Raw genomic sequence first — 17493 nt, forward strand, 5'->3', positions numbered from 1 at the left:
CGGCAGCGCCGGTCCGGGTCCGGCGCCGCCGACAGCCCATCCCGCGCGCACCGTGGAGGCGACGATGCGATCCGAACTGGCGTTCTCGGCCGACGACCTGGCGCGCACCCGGTTCGCGGTCTCCCCGATGTGGGAGGTCGTCGCGAGCTACCGGCTGCTCGCCTCACCGGCACCGCACCCGCTGCACCAGCCCTGGCTGGAGCAGGTACGGCCGCGGGTGGCCGCCGCCGGCCTGCGCTCCGGGTGGCTCGCCGCGCTGATCCCGGCCGACGGGTACCTGCCCGACTTCCTCACCCCGCTGCCCGACGACCCGGCGCCCACCCTGGCCGCCGAACTCGCCGCGATCCGGGCCACCCCGGACGGCGAGGTGCACGCCGACCTCGACCTGCTCGCCAGCACCGACCCGCGGGTCCGCACCCTGCGGGCGGACCCGCCGACCCGGCTGGCCCAGCTCGCCGACGAGATCGCCACCTACTGGGACCTCGCCCTCGGGCCGTACTGGGCGAAGATCCGGGCGCTGCTCGACGCGGACGTGTTCCACCGGGCTCGGCAGGTCGCCGAGCGCGGCACCGGCGCGCTGTTCAACTCCCTGCACACGACCCTGCGCTGGGACAACAACACGCTGCAGCTGGTACGCCGGCAGTGCGCACTGAACCGGGACCAGATGGGTCCCGGGCTGGTACTGGTGCCCTCGGCGTTCCTCGACCGGGTACTGACCTGGTCGCGCCCGCCGCAGCCGCCGCAACTGGCCTACCCGGCACGCGGTGCGGCGACGCTGTGGGAGCACCGGCCCGTCCCGCACCACGCGGCGATCGCCACGGTGCTCGGCCGGTCCCGGGCCCGGCTGCTGACCGAACTGGAGACACCGGCCTCCACCAGCGACCTGGCCCACCGGACCGGGATCTCGGCGGCCGGCGTCTCGCAGCACCTCACCGCGCTGCGCGACGCCGGCATCGTCAGTACCCACCGGGTCGGCCGGTCGGTGCTCTACGCCCGTACCGCGGTCGCCGAGTCGCTGCTGGCCGGCACCGGCTGAGCCGCCGGGTCAGCCTCCGAGGCCGTTGCGGGGCGCCGCCCGACCCGCCGGGTCAGCCTCCGAGGCCGTTGGCGGGCACCGCCTGACCCCGTTCGCTCGAGCGAAAGGCCCCCAACAGCCGGTCAGGCGGAGGGCAGCTCGGCGGCGAGCAGGCCGGCGCGGGCCTTCGGCGTGAACCAGGTGGACTTGCGCGGCATCCTGGCCCGGTCCAGGTTGACCGCCACGAAGTCGGCCACGCTGACCGGCGCGATCAGCACGGCGAGGTCGGCGCGGCCGGCGTCCACCTCGCCGCGCAGCCAGCTCGCCGGGTAGTCGCCGCCGACGTAGCTGATCCGCTTGTCGGCCGGGTCGAGGTCGAGCACCTCGCGGACCAGCACCGACTCGACGGCGCTGTAGTCCAGCCGGTCCACCACGCCGGCGCCGGCCGGCACCGGCAGCCGCACCGCGTACGAGCCGGCGGCGGTGTGCAGGTGCACGGTGCCGGGCGGCGGTACCTCGGCCGGCCCGGGCAGCGGCGCGACCTCGGCACCGGCGGCGCGCAGCCGGTCCGGCAGCCCCGCCACGTCCGGCACGTCGCGCACCAGCCGGTGGTACGGCTGGATGTGCACCGACTCCGGGGTGGTGACCACCGCGAGGAACCGGGGCAGCCCGCCGACCTGCGCGGCCAGGCTGCGGTGGTTGCCGTCCGCGACGATCAGCTCACCGCCCCCGGCGGCGGCCAGCACCCGGTCCTGGTCGGCGCCGGGGCGAAGCGCCCACACCTGGTGGCTGCGGCCCTGCGGGTCGGTGTCGGTGACGTCCGGGGCGCCGAGCCGGCCGGTCAGTTCGACCAGCAGCGCCTGCAGTTCTGCGCCGGAACCGGTCTGCAGCAGCAGGATCGGGCTGAGCAGGTGACCGATCGCGTCGGCCAGCGCGACCCGCTCCTTCACCTTGGCGACGAACACGTCCTCGTTGCGGATCACCAAGCCGGGCTCGTCCGCACTGGTGGAGATCTGATCGGTGTCGACCAGGCAGAACACCCCGTAGCTGACGGCACCCCCGGCGGCGTCCGGTTCGGTGATCCGGTACAGCCCGACGACCTGTTCGGCGGCCCGGTACCGGCCCTGCTCGCGCAGCGCGGCGAACCGGGCCGCGGCGGCCGGCAGCGAGTCGGTGAACGACTGGCCCGCGGCGACCGCCTCCGGGGTCCGGTGCGGCATCTCGACGGCGAGCGCGCTGGCCGGGTTGGCCCGCACGATCTCGGTGATCTCCCGGTCGTCGGCGAACTCGTCGTAGTTCTGCGCGCCGGTGCCCCCGGCGGATATCCAGGCCCGACCGATCGGGTGCGCCGGCGACTGCATCAAGTCTCCCTGTGGTTCGGCGCCGGAGGTCCCGGCCCCCGGTGCTCGACGCCGGAGGTCCCGGCGCCGGTGGCTCGGTGTCGTCGCCCTGGACGCTACCGGTACCGCGGGTTCCGGTATCGCATCGGCCCGGCGAGGGGCGTTGACAGCGCCGCGGTCAACCACAACCCTCGCTACGGCCGGTGCCCGCGCCCTGCGGCGTACCGGCCCGTCGGCTGCCGGATCCCCACCATCGCACCACCCGGCACTCGACCACCCACACCAAGGCCGGGTACCGGCCGGAAGGGACGATGGATGCTCAAGTCCGCCAGGAAGCGGGTACTGACCGCGGCGGTCGCGCTGGGTGCCGCGCTGGTCGTCGGCGTCGGCGGGGCCAGCATGGCCGGGGCCGACCAGCACGGCGCGGGTCAGGCCACGCCGAAGCACGACTCCTCGATCGAGAACCTCGGCCTGGTCAAGAACCAGATCAAGGCGTACTACGGCGACGACGGGGACCACCAGCCGTCGACCGACTCCGCGTACGCCCGGGACGCCAAGCGGGTCGAGTCGCAGCTCAAGCACTGGTTGATGGCCCGTTCGCACGAGCACGGCAAGAAGGCGCTGGTGCTCGACGTGGACGACACCGTGCTGTCGAACTACCACTACGAGGCGTCGCACGACTTCGGGTACGACCCGGTCACCAACGCCGAGTGCGTCGAGGCGAAGTGCTTCCCGGCGGTGTTCGGCATGCCGAAGCTGGTCACCTGGGCCAGCACCCACGGGTACGCGATCTACTACATCACCGGCCGCCCGCACGACCAGCAGCAGGCGACCCTGGACAACCTGTCCGAGCAGGGCTTCCCGACGCCGGCCGGGCTGTTCACCAAGGTCAAGACCGCGCCGTACCCGAAGTACCTGACCTGCGCACCGAACTGCTCGACGATCGAGTACAAGTCGCTGACCCGGGCGCACCTCGAATCGCTCGGCTACACGATCGTGGCCGCCGCCGGCGACCAGTACTCGGATCTGAAGGGCGGCCACGCGCAGCGCACCTTCAAGATGCCCAACCCGATGTACTACCTGCCGTAGCACCGTCCGGTCGCCGGCGATCCGGGGCATGCCGGGTGACCGCGGTCGGCCGCGGTCACCCGGCGCCGGTCACCACCTGGCGGGGCGGCAGCCGATCACCACGGGGCCGGACCGAGGCGGTCGACGAAGATCCCGGTCGGGCCGTCCGCGTCGAGCGTCGCGAGCCGGACGTACGAGTCGGTGCCCTCGGTGACCGTGAGCGCACCGGTGTGCCCGTTCATGTCGGTCGCCGCGAACTTCTTGTTGGCGATCTCTCCCGGCGTGGCGACGTTGAACTTGATCTCCGGCAGCGCCTTGGCGTACTGGACGGTGATCATGTTCACCGCCACCTTGGACGAGCTGTACGCCATCTCGTGGAACGCCGCCGCCGGCTGCTCCGGGTCGGTGATCACCGCGAACGAGCCGGCGCCGCTGCTGATGTTCACCACCCGCGGGTGGTCCGCGGCGCGCAGCAGCGGCAGGAACGCGTTCGTGACGCGCACCGTGCCGTACACGTTCGTGTCGTAGACGGCGTGCAGCTCGTCGATGGTGACCTCCGCCGGGTGCACCCCGTGGCCCGGCGTGCCGGCGTTGTTGACCAGCACGTCCAGCCGGTCGGTGCGCTCGCCGACCAGCCGTGCCGCGCCCGCCACCGACTCGTCCGAGGTGACGTCGAGCGGGACGAGCACGGCCCGCACGCCGTCCTCGGCGAGCCGCTCGATCGCCGCCTCCCCGCGCCCGACGTCGCGCGAGCCGAGGAAGACCGTCCAGCCCAGCCCGCCGAGGCGGCGCGCCGTCTCCAGGCCGAGTCCCTTGTTCGCGCCGGTGATCAGTACCGAAGTGTGTTCTGGGTTCGTCATGCCACCCGAGACGAGATGGCACCGTGCCGCTGTGACATCCGCGCCCGGCACGTGGCCCGGCTCACAGCGATCCGGCCGGCCACTCGGCCTGCGGCCACTCCGGGTGCGCGGCGGTAGCCTTCGCGGCGGACGGCGGACGGCGGTTCGCGGGAAGACGGGGGTTGCCGGGTGGCCGAGGTCGGCGAGTTCGAGGATCTGCGACCGCTGCTGTTCTCCATCGCCTACCGGATCCTCGGCAGCGTGGCCGAGGCCGAGGACGCGGTGCAGGAGACCTGGTTGCGCTTCGCGGCCTCGACGACGCGGGCCGACTCCACCAAGGCGTACCTGTCGGCCACCGTCACCCGGATCTCGATCGACGTGCTGCGCTCGGCCCGGGTGCGCCGGGAGCGGTACCTCGGGCCGTGGTTCCCCGAGCCGCTGCTGGCCGACCCGTACCAGGATCCGGAGCGCGCCGCGGAACTCGCCGACTCGGTCTCGACGGCGACGCTGGTGCTGCTGGAACGGCTCAGCCCGCTGGAGCGGGCGGTGTTCGTGCTGCGCGAGGTGTTCGCGTTCGACTTCGCACAGATCGCCGCCGCGGTCGAGCGGTCCGAGGCGGCCTGCCGCCAGCTCGCGGTGCGGGCCCGCCGCCACGTGGACGCCGGGCGCCCCCGGTTCACCGCCGAGCCGGGGATGCGGGCGCGGCTCGCGACCGGGTTCGTCGACGCGTTGCGCAACGGCGACGTCGACGGTCTGCGTGCGCTGCTGGCTGCCGACGCCACGATGGTCACCGACGGCGGCGGCCGCGCGCCGCAACTGTCCCACCCGGCGGTCGGCGCGGACGGTACCGCGAAGCTGCTGGCATCGGTGTTCCCGGCGATGTTCCGGATCGGCGTCACGGCGGCACCGCGCGAGCTCAACGGCGAGGCCGGCGCGATCTTCTCGGACCGCGCGGGCCGGGTGCTCTGCACCATGACGCTCGACGTCCGGGAGGGCCGGGTACACGCGGTCCGGTTCCTCATCAATCCGGACAAGCTCGGGCACCTGGGGCCGGTGGCCGACGCGTGGGCACTCGACCGCGAGGTACGGCAGGAGCGCCGGGCCGGCCGGTGACCGGCCGCGCCGAGCCGGGCAACGCACGGCCGGCGACCGGCCGGGGTAACGCGCACGGCCGGTGACCTCCGCGCCGCGGCCCGGCCGACCGGGCCCGGCATGGTCCGGGCACGGCACGGCACGGCACGGCACGGCACGGTCCGGGCACGGCACGGCACGGCACGGCACGGCACGGGCACGGCACGGCACGGCACGGGCCGGGCACGGCACAGGCCAGGCACGGCACAGGCCGGGCACGGCACGGGGCGAGCGGTCGCCGTGGTTCGGGCCGGACGGCCCTCAGTCGAAGATCGGCTCGCGGGTGCGGGTCCGCTTGATCTCGAAGAACCCGTCGGTACCGGCGACGGCGAGCACGCCGTCCCAGAGCCGGCCGGCGGCCTCGCCCTTGGGCGCCGGGCTGATCACCGGGCCGAAGAACGCGATCTGCTCGCCGTCGGCGCCGGGCACGTGGATCACCGGGGTGCCGACGTCGTAGCCGACCGGGTCCATCCCCTCGTGGTGGCTCTCCCGCAGCCGCGTGTCGTACTCGTCGGTCTCGGCCGCGTCGGCGAGGTCGGCCGGCAGGCCGGCGTCGTCCAGCGCGTCGAGCAGCAGCTGACGGTCCTTCTCCTGCTTCTTCACGTGGATCCGGGTACCGAGCGCGGTGTACAGGTCGCGCAGCACCTCGGTGCCGTGGGCCTGCTCGGCGGCGATGCAGACCCGCACCGCGCCCCACGTGTTGGCGAGCATGGTGCGGTATCCGTCCGGAATGTCCTTGTCCTCGTTCAGCACCGCGAGACTCATCACACGGAACCGGATCCGGACCGGGCGGACCTGTTCGACCTGCAGCAGCCATCGGGACGCCAGCCAGGCCCACGGGCAGGCCGGGTCGAACCACATGTCGACGGTGCTGGCATCGTGCGGGGTTTCAGGCACTCTGTCCTCATCTCCACGCTGCGGCCCGGCCGCGTCGCGCCGGGCCGCTCGGTTGTCGTCGGACGATTCTGTTGCCGTTGACAATATTGCTCCCGCAACATTGCCCGCCAGCAGCTACCGCAACCAAGCCGTGTCCGACGGGACCCTGCACGGTGGTACATGCCTCGTGGAACACTCGCCTAGGAGATACGAAGGAAACGCTTCCGGCCGGCGACGATGCCACCTCCCCCAGCGGGCGGCCTCCGCGGGCCGACTGGCGCACCAAGGAGGAGACTTGCCTGGCATCCACAACCTGGCACGCACCGAGGCCGTCGAACGGGCCCGGCTGCTGTCCGAGGTGACCTACCGGGTCACCCTCGACCTGACCGACGGCGCGGGCACACCCAGCGAGGGCACCTTCTCCTCCCGCAGCGAGATCCGGTTCCGCTGCGCGGAGCCGGGTGCCGCGACGTTCGTGGAGATCTCGGCGCAGACCCTGCGGTCCGCCACCCTCAACGGCACCGCGCTCGACCTGTCCGGCTACGACCCGACGAAGGGCCTGCCGGTGCCCGGCCTCGCCGCCGAGAACGAACTCGTGGTCGAGGCCGACTGCGTCTACTCGACGTCCGGCCAGGGCCTGCACCGTGCCCTGGATCCGGTCGACGGCGAGGTCTACCTCTACTCGCAGTTCGAGACCAACGACGCGCAGCGGGTGTTCGCCTGCTTCGACCAGCCCGACCTGAAGGCCCGGCACACCTTCGTGGTGACCGTGCCCAAGCACTGGCGGGTCGTCTCGAACTCGCCGGTCGCCGACGTCACCGAGCTCGACGCCGGCAAGGTCGTCACGTTCAGCGAGGGCGCGACGATGAGCACCTACGTCACCGCGGTCTGCGCCGGCCCCTACCACGAGGTACGCGACGAGCACGACGGCATCGACCTCGGGGTGTACTGCCGGTCCAGTCTCGCCGAGCACCTCGACGCGGACGACATCCTGACCATCACCAAGCAGGGCTTCGACTTCTACCACTCCCAGTTCGGGGTGCGTTACCCGCTGCCGAAGTACGACCAGCTGCTGGTGCCGGAGTACAACGCTGGCGCGATGGAGAACTTCGGCTGCATCACCATCTCCGAAGAGCACTACCTGTTCCGCTCGCAGGTCACCGACTTCGAGTACGAGCAGCGCGCCAACACGATCCTGCACGAGCTGGCGCACATGTGGTTCGGCGATCTGGTGACCATGCGCTGGTGGGACGACCTGTGGCTGAACGAGTCGTTCGCCGAGTGGGCCAGCCACTGGTGCAACGCCGAGGCGACCCGGTTCTCCGACGCCTGGACCACCTTCCTCGCGCTGCGCAAGCGCTGGGGGTACGGGCAGGACCAGCTGCCCACCACGCACCCGGTGTACACCGACGTGCCGGACGTGGAGACCGTCGAGGTCAACTTCGACGGCATCACCTACGCCAAGGGCGCGAGCATCCTGAAGCAGATCGTCGCGTACGTCGGGCGGGACGCGTTCGTGGCCGGGCTGCGGGCGTACTTCCCGAAGCACGCGTGGGGCAACGCCACCTTCGACGACCTGCTCGGCGCGCTGGAGGAGGCGTCCGGCCGGGAGCTGCGCGACTACGCCTCGCAGTGGCTGACCACCGCGCAGGTCAACACCCTGCGCCCGGAGATCACCCTGGACGGCGACGACTACGGCACGGTGGCGGTGCTGCAGGAGGCGCCGAAGGACTACCCGACGCTGCGCACCCACCGGCTCGCGATCGGCCTGTACGACCTGGACAACGGCAAGTTGGTGCGGCGCAAGCGGGTCGAGCTGGACGTGTCCGGCGAGCGCACCGAGGTCGCCGAGCTGGCCGGCGAGCGCGCCGCCGACGTGCTGCTGGTCAACGACGACGACCTGACGTACGCGAAGATCCGGCTCGACGAGCGCTCGATGGCCACCATCGTCGAGCACGTCTCGGACTTCGCCTCGTCGCTGCCGCGCGGCCTGGTCTGGGCCGCCGCGCAGGACATGCTGCGCGACGCCGAGATGCCGGCCCGCCAGTTCGTCCGGATGGTCGCCGCCGGCATCGGCTCCGAGGCCGACGTGAACCTGGTGACGATCCTGGCCCGCACCGCCCGGCAGGCGGTCAACCTGTACGCCGACCCGGCGTGGCAGGACGAGGGCCGCACCCTGCTCGCCAGCACGTTCGCCGGGGCACTGCGCGACGCCGAACCGGGCAGTGGTCGGCAGCTCACCTTCGCCCAGGAGTACGCCGCGCTGGCCCGCACCGGGGCCGACCTCGCCGTACTCAAGGGCTGGCTGGCCGGCGAGGGCGTGCCGGACGGCCTGACCGTGGACACCGACCTGCGCTGGCACCTGCTGCACAGCCTGGTCGCGCTCGGCGAGTACGGCACCGCCGAGATCGACGCCGAACTGGCCCGGGACAACACCGCGAGTGGCCAGCGGCAGGCGTCGGTGGTCCGCGCCTCGCTGCCGGACGCGGACGCGAAGGCGGAGAGCTGGGCGAAGATCACCACCGACACCTCGCTGCCGAACTGGCTGCAGCGCGCCATGCTGCAGGGCTTCTGGCACACCGCGCAGCTGGAGCTGCTCGCCCCGTACCGGGACCGCTACTTCGCCGACGTGGCCGACGTGTGGGAGCGCTTCGACGGTGAGGTCGCGCAGGTGTTCGCCATCCTGGGCTACCCGAGCCTGCTCGTCGACGACGCCACCGTGGCCGCCACCGACGCCTGGCTGGCCGGCGAGCACCCGGCGCCGCTGCGCCGGCTCGTCGCCGAAGGCAAGGACGGCGTGCAGCGCGCGCTGCGCGCCCGCGCCTGCGACACCGCCGCGAGCTGACCGCCGCCCGCACCGACCGGAGCCCGCCCCGCCGTTCGCGGGGCGGGCTCCGCCATTCGCGGGGCGGGCTCCGCCGTTCGCGGGGCGGGCTCCGCCGCGTCCGGACCCGGGTTGGCCGCCCCGATCGCGGCTTCGCGAGCGAGCACCGCCGCGAGCCTCGACGCCACGTCCGACCAGGACCGCCGCGGGTCACGGAACGAGGACCACCGCCGCGGTGCGGCCCGGTTGCGCGGCCCGCGCGTACGCCGCGGCGATCTCGGCGAGCGGGAACTCCTCCACCGCCGGCAGTTCCAGCTCGCCGACCGTGGCGAGCTTGGCCAGCTCCGCCAGTACCGCCCGATCGCTGTAGGCGGAGAGCGCGGTGGTGTGGGTTCCGCGCAGCGCCACCGGCAGCGGCAGCGCCGGCTGCACCGACAGGTACCGGCCACCGGGGCGCAGCGCGTCGAGGGCCGGCGCGTCGAGCCCGGCAGCGTCCAGCACCCCGTCGACACCGCCTGGTACCAATGCCCGTACCGCATCCGGCCAGCCCGCCGAGGTCTCCACCACGTGGTCGGCGCCGGCCGGGGCGCGATCGGTACTGCCGGGCCGGACGGCGGCGACCACCCGCAGGCCGCGCCGCCGGGCGAGGGTGCTGGTGAACCGGCCGACCGCGCCAGCGGCGCCGGTGACCAGCAGGGTGTCCCCGGCCGGCAGGTCCAGCCGGTCCAGGCCCTGCCACCCGGTCGTCGCGTTCAGCGGGACCGCGGCGGCCCGGAGCGGGTCGAGTCCGGCCGCGGGGGCGACCGCGGTGGCGTCCAGCACCACCAGTTCCGCGTGGCTGCCGGTCGCCGCCGACAGCCGGTCCCGGAAGCCGAACACCGCCTCGCCCGGTGCCAGGGCGTCGACGCCGGTGCCGACCGCGTCGATCGTGCCGGCGACGTCCCAGCCCAGCCCGGCGGCGGCCCGGTCGCCGAAGAACCCGTGCTGGGTCGCCAGGTCCACCGGGTTGACCGCCGCCGCGGCCACCCTGATCCGCACCTGGCCGGCCGCTGGCACCGGGTCCGGAACCTGGGAGACCGCCGGACCGTCGGTACCGCGTGTCGCTGCGCGCATCGTCACTCCTTCGTCGAGCCGGGTGGTGCGCACCAACGTAGAGTCCGCTACTCTCCATTGGGAAGTAGGCACCCGAGAGTGCGTAACGAGAGTGCAGGTGCGCCATGGCGACGACGACGGCCACTCAGCGCAGGGCCGAGGCGAAGCGGGAGTACGACGCGTTTCTCGCGGTCTGCCCGTCCCGGCAGTTGCTGGACGCGATCGCCGACAAGTGGGTCACCCTGGTTCTGACCGCGCTGGATGCGGGCCCCGCGCGGTACTCGCAGCTCAGTCGGCAGATCGCCGGGGTCAGCCAGAAGATGCTGACCCAGACGCTGCGGACGCTGGAACGCGACGGCCTGGTCGAACGCACCGTCACGGCGAGCGTGCCGGTCCGGGTCGACTACGCGCTGACGCCGCTCGGCGCGAGCCTGGTCGCGGTGATCGCACACCTCAAGGACTGGGCCGAGGTGCACATGCCGGACGTCCAGCAGTCCCGCCGCCGGTACGACCGCCGCGCCCGCGACGCCGGCTGACCGCCACGATCCGGCGACCACCGAGCGCACCGCGCGGCGTCTGCACCCTGTCGCGAACCCGGTGTGCTCGGCGACCGGGACGGCGTGCGGCCCGATGCGACACGCGCGGGAATCCGACAGCGCACGCGTTCGGATCGGTACCAGAATCGGCACTGGACGTTGTCGGCCAGACCAGTAAGGTGAGCGCCATGTCGGCACCAAGCAACGTGTGCAGCACGTGCCTCGGGTCCGGTGAGGTGCTTCAGATGCACGCCGCCGTCGTGGACGGCCGCTACCGCACCGTGCAGGGGTTCGTGCCGTGTCCGCGCTGCGGCGACCCCGAAGCCGGTGTCCAACAACGCCCCCGCATCGGCCCCAACCGCCGCTCCGTCAACTGATCCGCGTACCTCGCCGACTTGCCGCACGATCGGATCAGATCGAATTTGGTCTGACGGTGACGTGCGAAGACGGAAGCGAGCCGGGCTCCGGGCGTTCGCTGGCAAGCCGCGCCGGGGCGCCGGGTGCGAACGCACCCGAGCCTCGAATCGGCGCAGTCCAGCGGGCGTCTGGAGCGCGGCGCAGCGCAGCGGGCGTCTGGAGCGCGGCGCAGCGCAGCGGGCGTCTGGAGCGCGGCGCAGCGACGCTTACGGAACTCGGGCTTGGTCGCTCAGCATGCGGAGGCCGGTGACGATCCCACCGGCGAGGTCGCCGCCGGAGAACGCCGCGGTCATCGACAGCGCGGCGAGCGCGCAGACCCGGTCCGGCAGCTTCCTGGCCGCGGACTGTCCGGTCACGATCTCGACGACCCGCTGGTTCGGCGACACCGCGAGCAGCACGCCGACGTCGGGGTTGGCCAGCCGGTCGTGCAGCTCGTCGGCGGCGCGCCGGTGGTCGTCGCCGTCGAGCTCGCCGACGTAGATGCTGAACGCCAGACCGGACTGCTCGTCGGCGGCCCGCAGCGCCTCGTCGAGCCGCACCAGCTGACCGCCGGTGAACGGACCGTCGGCGACCCCGTCGAACAGCGAGCCCCGGGTCGGCGGATGCTCGACCGGCTCACCGTGACTGGTGACGTGCGGCTCGGCCAACTCGTGCCGGCCATTGTCGGAGGTGGTCATCGCTGCCTCACCAACTGCCACTTGCGCCCCCCTTGACACCGCGGCCAGCGCCACCGGTGGTGGCGACCGCGCCAGACCCGCCGGAGGCGGCACCGGCTACAGAGCTGCCGGAGGCGGCACCGGCTACAGAGCCGCCGGCGGGGAGCATCGCGGTACCGGCCGCGGCCGGCTCCGGCGCGTCGTCCGCGGTCAGGATGCGCTCCGGCGACGCCAGGAACCACACCGGCGCGAACTCGAACGGCCGACCCGGCCGGTATCGGCGGGAGCGACGCGAACCGGCGCCGTACACCGCGGCGGCCAGCAGCAGGAACACTCCGACCGGGATACCGACGAAGACGAGCACAACTTCCCAGACTGTCACAGGCTCAACGCACCTCGCCTCGTTGCGACCCTCGCCGACTCGTCCGGTCGGCATGACCGATGCTCCGTCAGCGGGGCTCGGTGACCAACGAACGTGGACCGAGATTCACCGTAGCCGAGGGTAGCTTGGTCCAGATGGGCGGGTGCCGGTCTTTCCACCCGGCCGCGTCGTGCAGGGCGGATGCCGCCGCGAGCAGCCGAGCGTCGTCGCCCAGCGGAGCCGACAGTTGCACGCCGACCGGCAGCCCGTGCCGGTCCGCGCCGACCGGCACGCTGACCGCCGGCGCGCCGGACAGGTTGTGCACCGAGCAGTACGGCGACAGCGCGGTCTGCGCGTCGAAGTCCTCCGCCGGGCTCATCTCGGTGAAATGCCCGATGCCGACGCCGGGCCGGGCCAGCGTCGGCGTGAGCACCAGGTCGTAGCCGGCCAGCCTGGCCGCCGCGGCGCGCACCGCCGCGAGCAGCCGGCCGTGCGCGGCGAGCAGGTCCGCGGCGGAGTGCCGCGCCGCCTCCGCGGCCATCCACCGCGCCATCTTGCCGACCGCGTCGGCGCGGCCGAGCAGGCACGCCACCACCCGGAAGTCGGCGAGCAGCGCCGGATCGTACGGCCCGGGTACCTCGACGACGTGGTGGCCGAGCCCGGTGAGCAGCTCCGCCGCCCGCCGGTAGGCGGCGACGCAGTCCGGGTGCACCGCGGTGTCGAACAGCGGTGGGTCCAGGTACGCCGCGACCCGCAGCGGACCGGTCGGCCGCAGCGCGGCGGCCCGGTAGCCGCCGTCGGGCGGCGACGGCGGCAGGTACGGCTCCCCCGCTGCCGGCACGGCCATGGCGTCGAGCAGCGCCGCCGCGTCCGGCACGGTGCGCGCGATCGGCCCCTGGCTGGCCAGCCCGAACCCGCCGGAGCCGGGCACCAGCCCGCGGCTCGGCTTGTACCCGACCAGCCCGCACAGCGCGGCCGGTACCCGCAGCGACCCGCCGCCGTCGCTGCCGTGCGCCACCGGTACCAGCCCGGCGGCGACCGCCGCGGCCGCGCCGCCGGACGAGCCGCCCGGGCTGGCACCGCGCCGCCACGGGTTCGCGGTCGGCACGAAGCCGGCCGCCTCGGTGTACAGGGTGCTGCCGAACTCGCTGGTCGCGGTCTTGCCGAGGCTGATCGTGCCAGCGGCCCGCAGCGCCGTCACCACCGGCGCGTCGGCGTCCGGCAGGTGCTGCGCGAGCGCCACACAGCCGTACGAGGTGGGCACGCCCGCGGTCGCCGCCAGGTCCTTGATCGCGGTCGGTACGCCGTGCAGCGCGGGCAGCGGCTCGGCCATGGTGACCGCCACCTCGGCGCGCTTCGCGGCGTCCCGGGCGGCCTGGTCGGTGACCGTGACGAACGCGCCGATCCGGGTGTCGAACGCCTCGATCCGGGCAAGATAGTGCTCGACCAGCTCCACCGGGGACAGCTCGCCGGATCGGATGGCCGCGGCCTGTTCCAGCGCGGTCAGCTCGTGCGGTTGGGTCACGCGGCCACCGTAATCGCGCCGCTCGGCCGGCGCGTCGGGGCCGGGCGCGGTGTGCACGCCGTCTCCGTCCGGCGGCCCCGAACTGCGGTCACCGGGCCGGCGGGACGAACTGCGAGGATGGCGGGATGGAGAGCGTGGACTTCGGGCTGGCGGATGCGCTGCAACGGGATGCGGCGGATCCGCTGGCGGGGTGGCGGGACCGGTTCGTGATCGAGCCGGACGGGCCGATCTACCTGGACGGCAACTCGCTCGGCCGGTTGCCGGTGGCGGCGGTCGACGAGCTCGCCGCCGCGGTCCGCGGCGAGTGGGGCGGCGAGCTGATCCGCGGCTGGTCGCACTGGATCGAGCTCGGCCGCGAGGTCGGTGACCTGCTGGCCGGCCCGGTCCTGGACGCCGAGCCGGGCGAGCTGGTGCTCAGCGACTCGACCAGCGTCAACCTGTACAAACTGGCCGCGGCGGCGCTGGCGGCCCGCCCGGACCGGCACGTCGTGGTGGTCGATGAGGACAACTTCCCCACCGACCAGTACCTGCTGCAGTCGCTCGCGGCCGAGCGCGGCCTGACGCTGCGACCGGTCACCGCCGACCTCGACAACGGGCTGGACACCGCGCAGGTGGTCGCCGCGCTGGACGACGACGTGGCGCTGGTGCTGCTGTCGCACGTCGCGTACCGGTCCGGTGCGATCGCCGAGCTGCCCGCGATCACCGCCGCCGCGCACCGGGTGGGTGCCCTGGTGCTGTGGGACCTGTGCCACTCGGTCGGATCGGTACCGGTGCCGTTGCGGGCCGCCGAGGTCGACCTCGCGGTCGGCTGCACGTACAAGTATCTCAACGGCGGCCCCGGCTCGCCCGCCTTCCTGTACGTGCGGCGCGAGTTGCAGTCGGTGCTGCGGCAGCCGATCACCGGCTGGTTCGGCCAGGCCGACCAGTTCGGCATGGACTCGCGCTACGCCCCGGCGGACGGCATCGACCGGTTCCTGGTGGGCACCCCGCCGGTGCTCTCGGCGTACGGCGCGCGGGCCGGCGCGCGGATCGCGGCCGAAGTGGGCATCGAGCCGGTGCGCGCCAAGGGCATGGCGCTGACCTCGTACGCGGTGGAGTTGTACGACACGTGGCTGGCCGAGCACGGCTGCCGGCTGGCGAGCCCGCGCGACGCGGCCCGGCGGGGCGCGCACGTCACGCTGCATCACCCGAACGCCTGGCAGCTGTGCCAGGCCTGGCAGGACGCCGGCGTGCTGCCCGACTTCCGCACCCCGGACCGGCTGCGCATCGGCTTCGCCCCGCTCTACACCCGCTTCGCCGACGTGTACGAGGCGTTCCACCGGCTGCGCGAGATCCTCGCGAGCGGCAGCTACCGCTCGTACCCGGAGCAGCGCAGCCGGGTCACCTGATCGCCACCGCGGGTGCCTGCTTCGTCGACGCAACGCGAGAGTTCGCGACGGAGTCAACCCTTTCCGCTCAGGCAGGCATTGAAGGGACGTGAACACTTCCGCGCCCATCGGCCAACTCGATGGCAGGAAGTACCCCCGACCGAAGGGCACGTCCATGCGACGAGAGCGGAGAAGAAGGACGACGGCCGCGGTGCCCCGCCGCTGGCGCACGCTGCTGGCCGGCGGGACGGTGGCCGCGCTGCTCGGGCTGCCCGCGCCGGCAGGTGCGGCCCCGACGGCACCGATGACCGCGGCGGCGCTGCCCACCACCGGTAGCACGACCGTGACACTGCCGACCGGCGACCACGTCACCGTCGACGGTGCCGGCAGCGGCACCCCGACCTACACCGTCGAACCGAGCCGGTACGGCGGCGTGCACTCGCTGCAGACCGCCGCCGGCGACCACTACGTCGTGCCGGCGGTCGCCAGCCCCTACCTGGGCCGGCAACTGGACCTGTCGCTGTTCGACGTGACCACGATGGCCGCGCGCGGCATCGACGACGGGGCGCGGATCCCGGTCCGGTTGTCGTTCGCCGACGGGGTGACGCCGACGGCGCCGGCCGGGGTCACGTTCACCGCGGTGCACGGCACGTCCGCGCACGGGTACCTGACCGCGAAGTCGGCGAGCGCGTTCGCCGCCGCGGCCCGGCACCGGATCGGTGCGGACGTCGCCGCCGGCCGCGCGCCGGGCAGTACCCCGCTGTTCCCCGGGCTGACCAGGATGAGCCTGGATGCGCCGAGCGTCACGCCGGACACCGTGACGCCGCACTACCCGCTGCACACGTTGCAGGTCAACGGGATCGACTCGGACGGCAACGCGCCGGACTACCTGCCGGTGTTCATCACCAACACGGACTCGATGGCCCGCGCGGACGTGGTCGTGGAGTTGCAGGGGTCGTCGGAGCGGGTGATGCTGCCGGCCGGGCACTACACCGCGGAGAGCTTCAGCGACGAGTTCGACGCGCAGGGCAACCAGACGAAGAACCTGACCGTCGTGATCAACGACTTCACCGTCGCCGCCTCCACCACCCCCAGCCAGGTCACCGTCGACCTGCGTACCGCGACGTCGCCGGTCACCGTGCACTCGCCGAAACCGGCCGACCAGGACGTACTGCTGGTGACGTACTACCGTTTCGACGCGACCGGCGCCGGCATCGCGTTCCAGAACAGCCAGTGGAGCGACACGCCGATCTACGTCAACCCGCAGCCCGCGGCGACCACCGGCAGGCTGCACTACGTGGTGCAGTGGAGCGGCTCACCGGCCGATCACGCCTACCGGTACGACGTGGCGTTCGCCTCGGACGACGGCGTCGCGGCCGACCAGAGCCACCAGGTGCGGCCGGATCAGCTCGCCACCGTGCATCACCACCTGTACGCCGACCCCGGTTTCCCCGGCGAGCGGGCGACCCTGCTCAGCGGGCCGACCGACGCACAGGTCGCACCGGAGTGGGGCGCGGCCAACCAGAGCAGCCCCGCCTACTCGTACTCGCTGCCGGCCGACGTCACGCAGTACGTCGGCACCGCGGACGGCGGGCAGTGGAGCTTCGGGTACGGCCCGCCGTGGACCGGCCTGTCCGGGGACGCGCACACCTACCGGGCCGGGCACGACTACTCGCTGAACTGGGGTCGCGGCCCGGTAGCCGCCGGGCTCGGCCAGTACACCGGCGCCCAGCACGTCTGCTACTCGTGCGGTGCCGGTGACGCGCTCTCGCTCGGGATGCCGGCGCAGCACGACAGCGTGCCGGACCACACCAGCGGCTCGTTCCGGAACCCGCCGGACGCCCACTTCACCCTGTACCGCAACGGAACGAAGGTCGCCGACCAGGACGGCGCGCTCGGCGCCACGCTGACCGGGGTACCGGACGGCAGCGCCACCTACCGCGGGGTGCTCGACACGAGCCTGCCCAGCGACATCGGCTACACCCTGTCGACCGCGACGCACACCGAGGTGACCGTCCGGTACGCGCCGGGCGCCACCGGGCATCCGCTGTCGGCCGGCAACTACTGCGCCGTGCAGGACGGTGACACGCCCTGCCAGGTGTTGCCGGTGCTGACCCTGAACTATCGGCTGGCGGTGGACCGCAGCAACACCAGTTCGGCCGCGATCCAGACGATGCGGCTGCGGGTCGGGCACGTCAGCTACGACGGCGTCGGGTCCTCCTCGCCGATCACCTCGGCGACGGTCGCCGTCTCCTTCGACCACGGCGCCAGCTGGCGGCCCGCGGCCGTCGTCGGGGCGGCCGGCCGGTACGCGGTGGCCTGGCACAACCCGGCCGGTGCGGCGGGCACCGCGCCGATGTTGCGGGTGCGCGCCGCCGATGCGAACGGCGACGCGATCGACCAGACCGTCACCGCCGCGTACCAGCTCGCGGCGGCCCAGTGAACC

The 17493-nt window shown here is 73.3% G+C and carries 14 protein-coding genes; 7 read left to right on the forward strand and 7 right to left on the reverse strand.

Annotated elements, in window-relative coordinates; all coding sequences use genetic code 11:
- Positions 1 to 64 precede the first annotated feature (64 nt).
- Positions 65 to 1036, forward strand: a complete 972-nt coding sequence (locus Athai_RS20970) for an ArsR/SmtB family transcription factor (protein ID WP_203963082.1) — start codon at positions 65 to 67, stop codon at positions 1034 to 1036.
- Positions 1037 to 1158: 122 nt separating this feature from the next.
- Here Athai_RS20970 and Athai_RS20975 read toward each other — a convergent pair whose 3' ends face one another.
- Positions 1159 to 2376 (reverse strand): DUF1015 family protein, encoded by a 1218-nt coding sequence (locus tag Athai_RS20975; RefSeq protein ID WP_203963083.1) that lies wholly within the window; start codon positions 2374 to 2376, stop codon positions 1159 to 1161.
- Between the two features lie 294 nt (positions 2377 to 2670).
- On the opposite strand from Athai_RS20975, the gene Athai_RS20980 reads away from it, so the two are divergent.
- On the forward strand, positions 2671 to 3444 hold the full coding sequence (locus tag Athai_RS20980; RefSeq protein ID WP_203963084.1) for an HAD family acid phosphatase: 774 nt from the start codon (positions 2671 to 2673) through the stop codon (positions 3442 to 3444).
- Between the two features lie 95 nt (positions 3445 to 3539).
- On the opposite strand, the gene Athai_RS20985 is transcribed toward Athai_RS20980, so the two are convergent.
- Positions 3540 to 4283, reverse strand: coding sequence for an SDR family oxidoreductase (locus Athai_RS20985; RefSeq protein WP_203963085.1), 744 nt, complete (start codon positions 4281 to 4283; stop codon positions 3540 to 3542).
- Positions 4284 to 4451: 168 nt separating this feature from the next.
- On the opposite strand from Athai_RS20985, the gene Athai_RS20990 reads away from it, so the two are divergent.
- The gene (locus Athai_RS20990) at positions 4452 to 5375 is read left to right on the forward strand and encodes an RNA polymerase sigma-70 factor (RefSeq protein ID WP_203963086.1); all 924 of its coding nucleotides are present in this window, start codon (positions 4452 to 4454) and stop codon (positions 5373 to 5375) included.
- Between the two features lie 279 nt (positions 5376 to 5654).
- On the opposite strand, the gene Athai_RS20995 is transcribed toward Athai_RS20990, so the two are convergent.
- The gene (locus Athai_RS20995) at positions 5655 to 6254 is read right to left on the reverse strand and encodes a mycothiol-dependent nitroreductase Rv2466c family protein (RefSeq protein ID WP_203965991.1); all 600 of its coding nucleotides are present in this window, start codon (positions 6252 to 6254) and stop codon (positions 5655 to 5657) included.
- A gap of 319 nt (positions 6255 to 6573) precedes the next feature.
- Here Athai_RS20995 and pepN point away from each other — a divergent pair, with 319 nt between their 5' ends.
- The gene (gene pepN / locus Athai_RS21000; RefSeq protein WP_203965993.1) at positions 6574 to 9114 is read left to right on the forward strand and encodes an aminopeptidase N; all 2541 of its coding nucleotides are present in this window, start codon (positions 6574 to 6576) and stop codon (positions 9112 to 9114) included.
- Positions 9115 to 9303: 189 nt separating this feature from the next.
- Here pepN and Athai_RS21005 read toward each other — a convergent pair whose 3' ends face one another.
- On the reverse strand, positions 9304 to 10206 hold the full coding sequence (locus tag Athai_RS21005; RefSeq protein ID WP_203963087.1) for an NADP-dependent oxidoreductase: 903 nt from the start codon (positions 10204 to 10206) through the stop codon (positions 9304 to 9306).
- Between the two features lie 104 nt (positions 10207 to 10310).
- Here Athai_RS21005 and Athai_RS21010 point away from each other — a divergent pair, with 104 nt between their 5' ends.
- A complete protein-coding gene (locus tag Athai_RS21010) occupies positions 10311 to 10721 on the forward strand; it encodes a winged helix-turn-helix transcriptional regulator (RefSeq protein ID WP_203963088.1) in 411 nt (136 codons plus the stop codon).
- 623 nt (positions 10722 to 11344) lie between these two features.
- Here Athai_RS21010 and Athai_RS21015 read toward each other — a convergent pair.
- From Athai_RS21015 to Athai_RS21025, 3 genes are all read right to left on the reverse strand, one after another.
- Positions 11345 to 11815 carry a DUF5130 family protein gene (locus tag Athai_RS21015; protein WP_203963089.1) on the reverse strand — a complete coding sequence of 157 codons (471 nt, stop codon included), beginning with the start codon at positions 11813 to 11815 and terminating at the stop codon, positions 11345 to 11347.
- Between the two features lie 7 nt (positions 11816 to 11822).
- Positions 11823 to 12176, reverse strand: coding sequence for an aa3-type cytochrome oxidase subunit CtaJ (gene ctaJ / locus Athai_RS21020; RefSeq protein ID WP_203963090.1), 354 nt, complete (start codon positions 12174 to 12176; stop codon positions 11823 to 11825).
- Positions 12177 to 12243: 67 nt separating this feature from the next.
- The gene (locus Athai_RS21025; protein ID WP_203963091.1) at positions 12244 to 13680 is read right to left on the reverse strand and encodes an amidase; all 1437 of its coding nucleotides are present in this window, start codon (positions 13678 to 13680) and stop codon (positions 12244 to 12246) included.
- A gap of 125 nt (positions 13681 to 13805) precedes the next feature.
- Here Athai_RS21025 and kynU point away from each other — a divergent pair, with 125 nt between their 5' ends.
- The gene (kynU, locus tag Athai_RS21030) at positions 13806 to 15068 is read left to right on the forward strand and encodes a kynureninase (RefSeq protein ID WP_203963092.1); all 1263 of its coding nucleotides are present in this window, start codon (positions 13806 to 13808) and stop codon (positions 15066 to 15068) included.
- A 154-nt stretch (positions 15069 to 15222) separates the two neighbouring features.
- Complete coding sequence (locus Athai_RS21035) at positions 15223 to 17490, forward strand: hypothetical protein (protein WP_203963093.1); 2268 nt, start codon at positions 15223 to 15225, stop codon at positions 17488 to 17490.
- The last annotated feature ends 3 nt before the right edge of the window (positions 17491 to 17493 follow it).

This window comes from Actinocatenispora thailandica (assembly GCF_016865425.1).
Lineage (GTDB): Bacteria > Actinomycetota > Actinomycetes > Mycobacteriales > Micromonosporaceae > Actinocatenispora > Actinocatenispora thailandica.